Raw genomic sequence first — 12,862 nt, forward strand, 5'->3', positions numbered from 1 at the left:
TGCGCCCGGCCCGGCGGTCGGTCAGAGAGGCGGGGGAATCAGTGAGGCGGGGGAATCAGTACTGAACCTTCACGGAGGCACCGGCGAAGGCCTGGCTCCCGTAGAGGCTGATGTAGTTGTACCCGGCCGGCGGGTTCGCGACGGTCAGCGTCTCGGCGTTGCCCGTGCCGGTGGATCGCTGCGTGGAGGACGTGGTGGTCGCCCACGTCGTGGGGCTGTAGTAGAGGTCGGCGTTCCCGGTGCCTCCCGAGGCGGTGATCGTCAGCGTCCGGGTGCCCGCGGGGACGTTCAGCCTCATCTAGCGAGGAACCCCGGGCGTTTACGCCCGGGAGGAATCGCTTCCCTGACTTGGGTTTCTGTCCGGACGTTGGCCCGGACGCTTCTGGTTCTCGATGTACTCCTTGATGATCGTCAGGGGGGCTCGGCCACAGGAGGCGACGAAGTAGGAGGGTGACCGGAAGTGGCCACCCCACAGGTATTTGCGGATGTGGGCCGGGTACTCCTTGCGTGGCAGCCGGGCCGAGACGCCCTTAAGGGAGTTGACGAGGGTGGACAGCGCGACCTTGGGCGGGTGATGGACCAGGAGGTGGACGTGATCGTGTTCACCGTTGAACTCGGCCAGCGTGGCCTCGAAGCTGTCGCAAATCTCGATCATGATGGCTTCGCAGCGGCGCAGGATCTCGTCGGTGAACACCTTGCGCCGGTGCTGGGGGCGTGAAGACCAGATGGGCGTGCAGACTGCAGACCACACTGCGGCCTCGGCGGATATCGGGGTCCGGTTCCCTGTTCCGATCGAGGTGACATGGGCCAGACGTTAGTGTGTTCGATGTGAGGCTGGTGGTGCAGGTGAAACTCCTGCCGACGCCCGAGCAGGCGGCGGCGCTGGAGGCGACCCTGCATGCGGCCAACCGGGCCGCTGATCTGGTATCGCGGATCGCGTTCACCCAGCGCTGCTTCCGTAACTACGATCTGCGCAAGCACACCTACGATCGGATCAAGGCCGAGTTCGGGCTGGCCGCACAGGCCGCCCAGCATGTGATCAAGAAGGTTGCCGACGCCTACCGCACCCTGCACGCAGGCCTGGCCGCCGGGAACCTGGGCAAGCCGGGGTCGGCGCGGCGGGTCAAAGCCGGGAGCAAACCGATCACCTTCCGCGTCGGCGCGGCCCAGCCCTACGATGACCGGTGCCTGTCCTGGCAGCTGCAGGAGCGTACGGTGTCGATCTGGACCGTGGCCGGGCGGCTGCGCCAGATCGCCTTCACCGGCTCGGCCGGTCAGGTGGCGATGCTGGCCGCTCACCGGCGTGGTGAGTCGGACCTGGTCTGCCGCGACGGCTGCTGGTACCTGATCGCGACCTGCGTGCTGCCCGATGTCCCGGTCACCGCCCCGGATGGCTTCCTGGGGGTGGACCTGGGCATCGCCGACATCGCCACCACCAGCGACGCGGTTCGCCACAGCGGTAAGGGCCTGAACGCGGTCCGCCACCGGCATCGCCGGTTGCGTCGCCGGTTGCAGGCCAGGCAGACCAAATCCGCCAAGCGGCTGCTCAAACGCCGGGCCCGCAAGGAGGCCCGGTTCGCCGCGAATGTCAATCACGTGATCGCCAAGCAGATCGTGACCGAGGCAGAACGCACCTGTCGTGGCATCGCCCTGGAAGACCTCCAGGGCATCCGCGAGAGGGTACGGCTTCGCAAGCCCCAGCGGGTCACGCTGCACGCGTGGAGCTTCCACCAGCTGGGAGGCTTCATCGCCTACAAGGCGGCCCGCCGGGGAGTCGCGGTGATCCATGTGGATCCGGCCTATACCTCCCAGCAGTGCTCGGCCTGCGGGCACGTGGACAAGAAGAACCGGCCGGACCGGGAAACGTTCTGCTGTACGTCGTGCGGCTTCGCTGAGCACGCCGACGTCAACGCAGCCCGCAACATCGCCTCACGCGGTGCGGCGGGCTGGGCAGTGAGTCACGCTGCCTGACGCGGACCAGACCGTCGAGGCCATCGACGGCGAGGAGTTGCAAGCTCGGTCGTTTACGGCCGAGAAGCTGACGTACAGGTAGGCGTAGTTTCCGGCGCCGGCGGACAGTCCGCTCCTGCGGCAGTTGTTCCGGCGCTCGCGCGGGCCATGGACGGCCTCGGGTGCTCGGGCGCGGCGGCAGTGGCCCGTCCGGGGTCGCGGCGCAGGGCGTCCTTGGCGGCGGGTACCGGCGGGCGGTCCGCGACCGGCAGGGGAGCCCGCTGGACGTGCCCGGCGCCCACGCCGGTTTGAGTGGTCGCGGGCGGGGGCTTGCGGGCCGCCGACGCCGATGAGGCGGTCACCGGCTGGAGGAGCAGGCCGAGGGCGAGCGCGAGCGGGACGGCGAGCCGCCGTATCGGCACGCGCAGGGCAGGGGTGATCGTCACGTACGACCTCCGGGGGATGCGGCGCGGGGGGCGCGCCGGAGACGGGGGGTGGGTCCGCGCCGCCTGGGTGGGTGGGCGCGGGCCGGGCGGTTCCGGGGAGATCAGTCCCGGGGACCGGAAGTGGTGCGGTGCCCGGAGTCTGGCCGCCGCTTCCGGCGAACGGTCATAAAGCCACCCATAGATTGCGGCTATGGCCCGCCGCGCCCCGGTCAGAGCAGGGGAAGTGACTGGTGAGGGCTGGGGAAGCCCCTGGTGCGCACCGGAAAGCCCCTGATGAGGACCGGGTGACCCCCTGGCGGGGAACGTGGTGAGGGAGGTTCGGCCGACCCCGGCAAGATCCCCTCAAAGGTCATCAACTACCACATAATCAGTGGTCGTGGACCTTGAGATCAGGCACCTCCGCATGATCTGCGCCCTTGCCGAGACGGGCAGCGTGACGCGGGCCGCCGCCCGGCTCGGGCTGTCCCAGCCGGCCGTCACCAGCCGTCTGCGTCACCTCGAAACCCTCGTCGGCGCGACGCTGTTCGTCCGCAGCCGCTCCGGCGTCGAGCCCACCGCTCTCGGCGCACAGGTGGTCGCCCGCGCCCGCATCGTCCTCGCCGAGGTGGACGCCCTGCTCGGCGACCTTCGCGTGCCCACCGGCTTCGACGGGGTGCTGCGCCTGGGGTCGGTCCACGTGGCGTGCGTCGCGAGCATCGTGGGCCGGGTCGCCGAGGCGCTGCCGGGGCGCGAGCTCTCCCTGCGCATCGAGCCGTCCACGGCGCTGCTGGCCGAGGCGCTGTCGCGGGGGCGCCTGGACGCTGCGCTGCTCGGCGTGATCGAAGGGTTCGACGTCACGCTGGTCGCCCCGGTGGTCAGCCGCACGCTCGTGCCCCGGTACCCCATCTTCGTCGCCCTGTCGGCCGCGCACCGGCTGGCGGGCCAGGAGGAGATCAGGCTGTCGGACCTGCGGGAGGAGGCGTGGATCAGCCCGCCCGGCGCCGACGACGGGTCGCTCGCCGCGCTGCGGGCGTCCTGCCGCGCCGCCGGGTTCGAGCCCCGGGTGCTGTACGACGCCCCGAGCGGGGGCGCACGCCCGCTGGTGGTCGAGGGCCACGGCGTGCGCCTGGTGGACCCCTCCTGGCCCGCGCCCCGGGGCACGGTGGTCCGTCCGCTCGCGGGGGAGCCGCAGGTGGCCCGCCTGGTCATGGCGTGGCGGCGCGACCGCCTGAGCGCCGAGACCGCCTCCGCGCTCTACCGGGGGCTGGCGGACGCCTACCGCGACCACGTGGACGGCAACCCGGCCTTCAGCCGGTGGTGGCGCGGCCACCCCGAGGTGCACCCGCTCACCTGAGGCGCGCCGCGCGTGTGCGAAGGCCCTGTAGTACCGGCGGTGTACGGCTCCGGGCTCAAGCCGCCGGCCCGAGTGGGCTACTCTCGACCCCGTGTGGAGAAAACCATCTCGCACGGCGGGCGTGGTGAACGGGTACGAAGATCAGCACAGGAACGGGGTAGAGGTGCAGGGCTGGCACGGACTCGAAGACGTGCCCGGAGACTGGGGCAGGTCCGTCATCACGATCGGGGTGTTCGACGGCGTGCACCGGGGGCATCAGCGCATGGTCACCCGGGCTGTGGACCTGGCGGCCGATCTCGGCCTTCCCTCCGTGGTGATCACGTTCGACCCCCATCCGGACGAGGTGGTGAGGCCGGGCGCGCACCCGACCCGCCTCACGACGCCTCGGCACCGCGCCGAGTTGCTGGCCGCGCTCGGCGTGGACGCGGTCTGCGTGCTGCCGTTCACGCTGGAGTTCTCCCGGATGACCCCCGACGAGTTCGTCCAGGCGGTGCTCGTCGACCGCCTGCACGCGGCGGGGGTGGTCGTGGGCGAGAACTTCCGGTTCGGCCACAAGGCCGCGGGCGACGTCGAGACGCTGCGCGAGCTCGGCGAGAAGTACGACTTCGTCGCCGAGGGGGTCCCCCTGGTGACCGACGGCGAGGCGATCTCCTCCAGCTCCATCAGAGAGAGCCTGGCCTCCGGGGACGTCGCGGCGGCGGCCGAGGCGCTCGGCCGTCCCCACCGGGTGGAGGGCGTGGTCGTCCGGGGGCACCAGCGGGGCCGGGCGCTGCTCGGGTTCCCCACGGCCAACGTCGAGTCGCCTCCGTTCACGGCGATCCCGGCCGACGGCGTCTACGCGGGCTGGCTCCAGTGCGTCCAGTCGCCCTCGCCGTACGACGGGCACCGCTGGCCGGCGGCGATCTCGATCGGCACCAACCCGACGTTCGAGGGCGTCGAGCGCACGGTGGAGGCGTACGCCCTCGACCGCGACGATCTCGATCTCTACGGTGCCCACGTCGTGGTCGACTTCTCGGTGCGGCTTCGCGACACGCTGAAGTTTGACTCGATCGAGGCGCTCGTCGAGCAGATGCGCCGCGACGTCGACGAGGCCCGCCGCCTGACCGCCGGCTGATCACCCCGGGGGCGCGGGGGCGCGGCCCGCGCATCGAGCGCGGTGGTGCCGCGGCGGTGGTAGCCTGACGTGTCGGCTCGGTTTCGGCGCGCTGCGCGCTGCCCACCGGCACTAACGGCGACTGTAGGCGCACACGGTCGTTCGTGGACATTCGTCCAGTCACGTGCGCCCGTAGAAGATCTAAGGAGAGCCGTGTCGCTCGACACCGCCGCCAAGAAGACGATCATCGCCGAGTACGGCACCGGCGATGGGGACACCGGGTCCCCCGAGGTGCAGATCGCGCTGCTGAGCAAGCGCATCAGCGAGCTCACCGAGCACCTCAAGACCCACAAGCACGACCACCACAGCCGCCGCGGGCTGCTGCTGCTGGTCGGCCGCCGGCGCCGCCTGCTCAAGTACCTCATGAGCAAGGACATCACGCGGTACCGCACCCTGATCGAGCGGCTTGGCCTGCGTCGATAGTGTGGAAGGGAGCGGCATCGCGCCGCTCCCTCTCTCATATCAGGGCAAAGGCCACCTTGATATGGAGGAACGCGGTCGGCGCGTCGTAGCGCGACCGGGCCCTTATTGAGCAGACTGGCCTGATGTGAAAGACAACTGAACAGCCGAAGAAGTGCCCCGCGTCCGCACAGCGCTGAACACGCGCGTCCCCGTGACGCCTGCGGGCCGGTCCTCGGTAGTGGCTTCCGGATGTCGACGGCGAGGTCGCCGTACAGCCCGGGTGCTTCGATCGAAGACCGGCGCTGCACATGACGGGGAGCCGGCAGGCACGATGCCAGGCACGAGCGAGCCGACCGCGAAGACGCCGGGCCGCTCGGCGAGTGCCTGAGCGTGCGAGACAGCACGGACGCGGGCGACCGACCCAAGAGGAGGTCCCCCGTGGAGGGTGTCCACAGCACGATAGCCGTTATCGACAACGGCTCGTTCGGCACGCGTTCCGTCCGGTTCGAGACCGGGCGGCTCGCGCGCCAGGCGGCGGGAAGCGCCGTCGTTTACCTTGACGACGACACGATGGTCCTGTCCGCCACGACCGCGTCCAAGCATCCCAAGGAAGGCCTGGACTTCTTCCCGCTCACCGTCGACGTCGAGGAGCGGATGTACGCCGCGGGCCGCATTCCCGGCTCGTTCTTCCGCCGCGAGGGCCGGCCGTCCGAGGACGCCATCCTCACCTGCCGCCTGATCGACCGCCCGCTGCGCCCGTCCTTCGTCAAGGGCCTGCGCAACGAGGTCCAGGTCGTGGCCACGGTGATGGCCCTCAACCCCGACCACCTGTACGACGTGGTCGCGATCAACGCGGCCAGCCTGTCCACGCAGCTCGCCGGGCTGCCCTTCTCCGGCCCGATCGGCGGCGTCCGCGTCGCGCTGATCAACGGCCAGTGGGTGGCGTTCCCGACCCACTCCGAGCTGGAGGGCGCGACCTTCGACATGGTCGTCGCCGGCCGCGTGCTGGAGGACGGCGACGTCGCGATCATGATGGTCGAGGCCGAGTCCACCCGCGACACCCTCAGGCTCGTCGCCGAGGGCTCCGTCGCGCCCACCGAGGAGACGGTGGCCGAGGGCCTTGAGGCGGCCAAGCCGTTCATCAAGGTGCTGGTCGAGGCGCAGAGCAAGATCGCCGAGGTCGCCGCGAAGGAGACCGCCCAGTACCCGATCTTCCTGGACTACCAGGAGGACGCGTACGAGGCCGTCGCCGGCGCCGTGAAGAGCGAGCTGGCCTCCGCGCTGACCATCGCCGGCAAGAAGGAGCGCGAGACCGAGCTCGACCGGGTCAAGGCGCTGGCGCTGGAGAAGCTCGGGCCCGACTTCGAGGGCCGCGAGAAGGAGATCTCCGCCGCGTTCCGCTCGCTCACCAAGAAGCTCATGCGCGAGCGCGTGATCAACGAGGGCGTGCGCATCGACGGCCGCGGCACCAAGGACATCCGCCAGCTCAGCGCCGAGGTCCACGTGGTCCCGCGGGTCCACGGCTCGGCCCTGTTCGAGCGCGGCGAGACCCAGATCCTGGGCATCACCACGCTGAACATGCTGCGCATGGAGCAGATGATCGACACGCTCAACCCGGAGCGCACCAAGCGCTACATGCACAACTACAACTTCCCGCCCTACTCCACCGGTGAGACCGGCCGCGTGGGCTCGCCCAAGCGCCGCGAGATCGGCCACGGCGCGCTCGCCGAGCGTGCGCTGCTGCCGGTGCTGCCGAGCCGCGAGGAGTTCCCGTACGCCATCCGCCAGGTGTCGGAGGCGCTCGGCTCCAACGGCTCGACCAGCATGGGCTCGGTCTGCGCCTCCACCATGGCGCTGCTGGACGCGGGCGTCCCGCTGAAGGAGATGGTGGCCGGCATCGCGATGGGCCTCATCGGCGAGGGCGACCAGTACGTCACGCTGACGGACATCCTCGGCGCCGAGGACGCCATGGGCGACATGGACTTCAAGGTCGCCGGCACCCGCGAGCTCATCACCGCCCTCCAGCTCGACACCAAGCTGGACGGCATCCCGGCCGAGGTCCTGGCCGGGGCGCTCAAGCAGGCCAGGGCCGCGCGGCTGGCGATCCTGTCGGTCATGCAGGAGGCGATCGACTCCCCGGCCGAGATGAACCCGACCGCGCCGCGCATCATCACGATCAAGGTCCCGGTCGACAAGATCGGCGAGGTCATCGGCCCCAAGGGCAAGATGATCAACCAGATCCAGGACGACACCGGCGCCGAGATCACGATCGAGGACGACGGCACGATCTACATCGGCGCCACCGACGGCCCGTCGGCGGAGGCCGCGCGCAGCACGATCAACTCGATCGCCAACCCGCACATGCCGGAGGTCGGCGAGCGCTACCTGGGCACGGTCGTCAAGATCGCCGCCTTCGGCGCGTTCGTCAGCCTGCTGCCCGGCAAGGACGGCCTGCTGCACGTCTCCCAGATCCGCAAGCTGCACGGCGGCAAGCGCATCGAGAACGTCGAGGACGTCATGAACGTCGGCGACAAGATCCAGGTGGAGATCGCCGAGATCGACTCGCGCGGCAAGCTGTCCCTGGTGCCCGTCGAGGTCATCGAGAAGGAGGACGCGGCCAAGGCCGAGAGCGGCGGCGGTGACGGCGACGACGACGGCGGTTCCCGCCCCGAGCCGGACTTCCGTGAGCCGCGCGAGGCCCGCGAGCCCCGTGAGGACCGCGGTGGCGACCGGCCGCGCCGCACCCGCACCCGCGGCGGACGGGACGATCGCAACTCGTGACGACCACGACTCTGCACCCGGGCAGGGACGGCGCCGGGGTGGTACGCCGCACCGTCCTCCCCGGGGGTCTCCGGGTGGTGACCGAGACCATGCCTACCGTCCGCTCCGTGGCGGTCGGCATGTGGGTCGGCATCGGATCGCGTGACGAGGCCCCCGAGCACACGGGGGCCACCCACTTCCTCGAACACCTGCTGTTCAAGGGCACTCCGACCCGCGACGCCCTGGAGATCTCCGCGGCGATCGAGGGCATCGGCGGCGAGATCAACGCCTTCACCGCCAAGGAGTACACCTGCTACTACGCGCGGGTCCTCGACGAGGACCTGCCGCTGGCGATCGACGTCCTCGCCGATGTCGTCACCTCCTCCCTGGTCACCGCCGAGGACGTCGAGTCCGAGCGCGGCGTGATCCTGGAAGAGATCGCCATGCACGACGACGACCCGTCCGACGCGGTGCACGAGGCGTTCTCCGCCCAGCTGTACGGGGACGTCCCGCTCGGGCGGCCCATCCTCGGCTCGGTCGAGTCGATCAACACGCTGTCGCGGGACCGCATCGCCGAGTACTACCAGAGCTACTACCTGCCCCCGCACACCGTGGTCTCGGTGTGCGGCAACGTCTCGCACGAGCGGGTCGTCGAGCTCGTCGCCACGGCGTACGAGCGGGCGGGCGCGCTCGGCGGCACGGCCCAGCCCGTGGCCCCGCGCCTGTCGGGCGAGGGCGCCGCGCCGCGCTCCGGCGTGCGGCTGGTCGACCGGCCCACCGAGCAGGCCAACCTGGTCCTCGGCACCACCGCGCTGTCGCGCACGGACGACCGGCGCTTCGCCCTCGGCGTCCTCAACGCGGCCCTGGGCGGCGGCATGTCGTCGCGCCTGTTCCAGGAGATCCGCGAGAAGCGCGGGCTGGCCTACTCGGCGTACAGCTACACCACGCAGTATGCCGACACCGGCCAGTTCGGTGTCTACGTCGGCTGCCTCCCCGGCAAGATCGACGACGTCCTGAAGATCTGCCGCGAGGAGATCTCCCGGGTCGTCGCCGAGAGCATCACCGAGGAGGAGATCGCCCGGGGCAAGGGCCAGATGCGCGGCGGGCTCGTGCTCGGCCTGGAGGACACCGGGTCGCGCATGTCCCGCATCGGCAAGAGCGAGCTCGTGTACGACACGCTGATGTCGGTCGACGAGGTGCTGGCGCGCATCGAGGCCGTCACCCCCGAGGAGGTCGACGCGATCGCGCGCGAGATCCTCTCCCAGCCGATGACGCTCGCCGTCATCGGCCCGTACGGCGACAAGGACTTCAGCTCCTTCATCGCCTGAACGGATCGCCTGCCCCTGCCGGTCCCGGGACGCAGGTCCCGGGCCGGTGCGGAGCCGATCGTGGTCGCGTCCGGGCGTGGCCGCACCCGCCCGGGTCTTCTCCGGAAGGCCCGGGTTTGGCGCTACGCTTGGACGTCGTGATCAGGGTTGGAGTTCTGGGCGCCCGCGGGCGCGTCGGTGTCGAAGTCTGCAAGGCCGTCCACGCGGCCGAGGACATGGAGCTCGTCGCGGCGGTCGACGCCGGCGACCCCATCGAGTCGCTCACGGCGGCCGAGGTGGTGGTCGACTTCACCCACCCCGACGTGGTCATGGACAACCTGCGGTGGTGCATCGAGCACGGCGTCCACCCGGTGGTGGGCACGACCGGCTTCGACGCCGCCCGCCTGGAGGTCGTGCGCGGCCTGCTGGCCGCCAACCCCGGCGTGAACGCGCTGATCGCCCCCAACTTCGGCATCGCCGCGGTGCTGATGATGCACTTCGCCCAGCAGGCCGCCCGCTACTTCGAGTCGGTCGAGATCATCGAGCTGCACCACCCGAACAAGGCGGACGCCCCCTCGGGCACCGCCCGGCGCACGGCCGAGCTGGTCGCCGAGGCGCGGCGCAAGGCGGGCCTCGGCGCGATGCCGGACGCCACGAGCTCCGAGCTGCCCGGCGCGCGCGGCGCCGACGTCGAGGGCGTGCACGTCCACGGAGTGCGCCTGGCCGGGCTGATCGCCCACCAGGAGGTCCTGCTCGGTGGCGACGGCGAGATCCTCACGATCCGCCACGACACGATGAACCGCTCCTCGTTCACCCCCGGCGTGCTGCTGGGCGTCCGCCGCGTCCGCGAGCTCCCCGGCCTCACCGTCGGCCTGGAGCACCTCCTCGACCTGTAACGCGTTCGCGGCGCCCGAACCCGCCGAACGGGCTAGAGCGCGAGACCGATCGTGAACAGCAGGCCGAAGGCGAGCTGGAGCCGCCCGGTGTGCTGGAGCGTGGCGATCAGCGCCCGCCCGTTCCCCCCGTCCCGTACGGCCCTGGCCGGCAGCAGGGCGAGCGGCAGCGCCAGCACGGTGAGCGCGGCGAACGGCCGGGCGAAGGCCAGGCCCAGGGCGATGACGAACGGGAGCAGCAGGCAGACGACGTAGAGCACGCGCGTCCGGGTGTCGCCGAGCACGACCGCCAGCGTGCGCTTGCCCGCGGGGCCGTCGGTGGCGATGTCGCGCAGGTTGTTCACGACCAGCAGCGCGCAGGCCAGCAGCCCGACCGGCACGGCCGCCGCGACCGCGAGCCACGGAAGCCGTTCCATCTGGACGTACGTGGTGCCCGCCACCGCGACCAGGCCGAAGAACACGAACACCGAGATCTCGCCGAACGCCCGGTAGCCGTACGGCCGTGAGCCTCCGGTGTAGAACCAGGCGGCGGCGATGGCCAGCGCGCCGACGATCAGCAGCCACCAGGCTCCGGTGGCCACGACCAGCGTCAGGCCCGCGACGGCCGCCGCCAGGAAGCACCCGAAGGCGGCCAGCAGCACCGAGCGGGGGGTGGCGACCCGCGAGCCGACCAGCCGCAGCGGGCCCACCCGGGCCTCGTCGGTGCCGCGCACGCCGTCGCTGTAGTCGTTGGCGTAGTTCACGCCGATCTGCAGGACCAGCGCGACCAGCAGCGCCACCGCGGCCCGCCACCAGTTCACCGCGCCGTACGAGATCGCCACGCCCGTGCCCACGGCGACGGGGACCACCGCCGCGGGGAGGGTGCGGGGCCGTGCCCCCGCCAGCCACTGAGCGGGTGTCGCCAACGTCGTTCCCTCTTCCGCCGATTCGGTCCGCGGCCGGAGGGCGGGGAACCCCCGTCCCAGGCCGGATTCGCCTATGCAGGGTATTTCATGACCTTCTGCCGACCCGCTCGCGGGCCGGTCGTACGACCGCGGGGTCGTCGGGGGTGATCAGCTGATGTCCGTGGCCAGGCGGATCATCTTCACCGGGCGGCCCATGTCCAGGACGCGCTCGGCCTCGTCCGGGGCCCACCCCGCCGACGCCAGGAACCCCAGCCGCGCGTGGTCGTCGGCGAAGACCCAGGTGACGACCGAGGCGTAGCCGTCCTCGCGCAGGTGGTCGACGGTGGCGTTGAGCAGCCTGCTGCCGTGGCCCCGGCGCGTGTGGTCGGGGTCGACGAGCAGGGTGAGCAGCTCGGCCGTGGTGGACGGATCGAGGTCCGGGTCCTCGGCGGGGGCGTGGGAGGCCAGCCCGACCACCCGCTGCCCGCCGGGCTCGCCGTGGCTCTCGGCGAGGGAGGTCAGAAGGTCCTCGGTCTCGACGGCCACCAGGAGGCGGTGGCGCGGCGAGGGCGGTGCGACGACGGCTTCCTCCCACTGGCGGCCCCACAGCTCCTGAGCCGCCGGCCCGGTCATCTGCTCAAGCGGCTCCTCGGGGATGAACCGGCCGTAGCCGCTCTTCCACGCCCTGATCTGGGTGGCCGTCACCGCCGGGACGTCTTCACGCCGCGCGGCCCGCACCCCCACGTCTGCCATACCGGCAGGCCTCCTTTCCTCGGCCTCCACACCGTATCCGGGTCCACCCGGCTACGAGGAACCGCCACCGATGATCGTCCGCCCGGGGGAACGCGCGTGATGACGTCGCCGTAGCGGGATGGGAGGCTCCGGTGAACGTTCGCGGAACGCCTCCACCCCACGAGCAGCCGGCACCCGCGCCGCCGGGTCGATCCGGGGCGCCCCCGTTGACCGCCGGGGATCTGTTCAGGTGTTCAGGACGAGCCCGGGGTGGTTCGCTGGCGGCGGGCGCGGTAGGCGCGGGTCTTGGTGCGGTTTCCGCACACCCGCATCGAGCACCACGAGCGCGAGCGGTTCTTGGAGGAGTCGATGAACGCCCACTGGCAGGTGCTGTCGGCGCACACCTTCAGGCGCGGCCAGGAGCCGTCGGCGTGCGCTCGCAGAACGGCCGTCGCGATCAGCCCCAGCCCTCGCGCCGCGCCGTCGGCGAGCGGCTCCGGCACGGGCGCGCCGTCCACCAGGGTGATCCGCAGGGGGAGCGCCGCGAGCGCGGCCTCCAGCCGGGCGGAGGCGGCCTCGGGGGCCGGGGCGAGGGCCGGGTCCGGGGGAGCGGGTGCCAGGCCCGCAGGGGCGGTCAGGTCCGCCGGGTCTACCGGGTCCGCCGGGGCGGGTACGGGCGGCGGGGTCTCAGGGGAGGAATGCTCGTGCCGCAGGGCGGTGCGCAGCCCTTCGCGCAGGTTGACGGCCAGCGCCCAGTCATCGTCCACGGCGCGGTCGGACTCGGAGATCAGCCCGTGTTCCCGCAGCCAGATGGCGAGCTCGGCGGGGGAGGCCAGCTCGTCGGTGTCGCCCTGGACGTCGTAGGTGTTCACGAAGTCGCGGAGCAGTTCGGCCGGCGCGTCCATGTCACCACTGTAAGCCAGTAGAGGGTTTCGCCTGGTATCGACGCCCTCGCCCCACTGTCACGGCCCGCATCGTCACGGGCGGGGACGGCAGCGCGCC

General features: G+C 71.4%; 12 protein-coding genes and 1 pseudogene. 7 read left to right on the top strand and 6 right to left on the bottom strand.

The features are described 5' to 3' along the window. Positions 1-55: 55 nt before the first annotated feature. Positions 56-298 (bottom strand): PPC domain-containing protein, encoded by a 243-nt coding sequence (locus tag DQ384_RS03150; protein WP_114027150.1) that lies wholly within the window; start codon positions 296-298, stop codon positions 56-58. Positions 299-319: 21 nt separating this feature from the next. Further along, positions 320-767: pseudogene (tnpA, locus tag DQ384_RS03155) on the bottom strand (IS200/IS605 family transposase). A gap of 61 nt (positions 768-828) precedes the next feature. Between tnpA and DQ384_RS03160 the strand changes: the two are divergent. After that, positions 829-1,971, top strand: a complete 1,143-nt coding sequence (locus DQ384_RS03160) for an RNA-guided endonuclease InsQ/TnpB family protein (RefSeq protein WP_245966222.1) — start codon at positions 829-831, stop codon at positions 1,969-1,971. 53 nt (positions 1,972-2,024) lie between these two features. Here the strand turns inward: DQ384_RS03160 and DQ384_RS40225 are convergent, their stop codons facing one another. Further along, positions 2,025-2,396 carry a hypothetical protein gene (locus DQ384_RS40225; protein WP_147268611.1) on the bottom strand — a complete coding sequence of 124 codons (372 nt, stop codon included), beginning with the start codon at positions 2,394-2,396 and terminating at the stop codon, positions 2,025-2,027. A 376-nt stretch (positions 2,397-2,772) separates the two neighbouring features. On the opposite strand from DQ384_RS40225, the gene DQ384_RS03165 reads away from it, so the two are divergent. The 6 genes from DQ384_RS03165 (at position 2,773) to dapB (ending at position 10,247) form a co-directional block, all read left to right on the top strand. Continuing rightward, the gene (locus tag DQ384_RS03165; protein WP_114027481.1) at positions 2,773-3,729 is read left to right on the top strand and encodes a LysR family transcriptional regulator; all 957 of its coding nucleotides are present in this window, start codon (positions 2,773-2,775) and stop codon (positions 3,727-3,729) included. A 163-nt stretch (positions 3,730-3,892) separates the two neighbouring features. Further along, positions 3,893-4,843: a bifunctional riboflavin kinase/FAD synthetase gene (locus DQ384_RS03170; protein ID WP_114027152.1), complete on the top strand. Its 951-nt coding sequence runs from the start codon at positions 3,893-3,895 to the stop codon at positions 4,841-4,843. Positions 4,844-5,035: 192 nt separating this feature from the next. Beyond that, positions 5,036-5,305: a 30S ribosomal protein S15 gene (gene rpsO, locus DQ384_RS03175; protein ID WP_114027153.1), complete on the top strand. Its 270-nt coding sequence runs from the start codon at positions 5,036-5,038 to the stop codon at positions 5,303-5,305. Between the two features lie 417 nt (positions 5,306-5,722). After that, positions 5,723-8,065, top strand: a complete 2,343-nt coding sequence (locus DQ384_RS03180; protein ID WP_114027154.1) for a polyribonucleotide nucleotidyltransferase — start codon at positions 5,723-5,725, stop codon at positions 8,063-8,065. Continuing rightward, a complete protein-coding gene (locus DQ384_RS03185; protein ID WP_114027155.1) occupies positions 8,062-9,372 on the top strand; it encodes a M16 family metallopeptidase in 1,311 nt (436 codons plus the stop codon). Before DQ384_RS03180 ends, DQ384_RS03185 begins: the two co-directional genes overlap by 4 nt. 137 nt (positions 9,373-9,509) lie before the next feature. Further along, on the top strand, positions 9,510-10,247 hold the full coding sequence (dapB, locus tag DQ384_RS03190; RefSeq protein WP_114027482.1) for a 4-hydroxy-tetrahydrodipicolinate reductase: 738 nt from the start codon (positions 9,510-9,512) through the stop codon (positions 10,245-10,247). A gap of 32 nt (positions 10,248-10,279) precedes the next feature. Here the strand turns inward: dapB and DQ384_RS03195 are convergent, their stop codons facing one another. The 3 genes from DQ384_RS03195 to DQ384_RS03205 form a co-directional block, all read right to left on the bottom strand. After that, positions 10,280-11,149 (bottom strand): 1,4-dihydroxy-2-naphthoate polyprenyltransferase, encoded by an 870-nt coding sequence (locus tag DQ384_RS03195; protein ID WP_114027156.1) that lies wholly within the window; start codon positions 11,147-11,149, stop codon positions 10,280-10,282. A gap of 147 nt (positions 11,150-11,296) precedes the next feature. Next, positions 11,297-11,881, bottom strand: coding sequence for a GNAT family N-acetyltransferase (locus DQ384_RS03200; protein WP_114027157.1), 585 nt, complete (start codon positions 11,879-11,881; stop codon positions 11,297-11,299). A 233-nt stretch (positions 11,882-12,114) separates the two neighbouring features. Then, the gene (locus DQ384_RS03205) at positions 12,115-12,765 is read right to left on the bottom strand and encodes a CGNR zinc finger domain-containing protein (protein WP_114027158.1); all 651 of its coding nucleotides are present in this window, start codon (positions 12,763-12,765) and stop codon (positions 12,115-12,117) included. Between the last annotated feature and the right edge of the window lie 97 nt (positions 12,766-12,862).

Source organism: Sphaerisporangium album, assembly GCF_003323745.1.
Taxonomy (GTDB): domain Bacteria; phylum Actinomycetota; class Actinomycetes; order Streptosporangiales; family Streptosporangiaceae; genus Sphaerisporangium; species Sphaerisporangium album.

What these genes read in the sequence shown, in the direction of transcription:
- DQ384_RS03150 (WP_114027150.1), bottom strand. Translation starts at nt 298, where the DNA reads ATGAGGCTGAACGTCCCCGCGGGCACCCGGACGCTGACGATCACCGCC.
- DQ384_RS03200 (WP_114027157.1), bottom strand. Translation starts at nt 11,881, where the DNA reads ATGGCAGACGTGGGGGTGCGGGCCGCGCGGCGTGAAGACGTCCCGGCG.
- DQ384_RS03205 (WP_114027158.1), bottom strand. Translation starts at nt 12,765, where the DNA reads ATGGACGCGCCGGCCGAACTGCTCCGCGACTTCGTGAACACCTACGAC.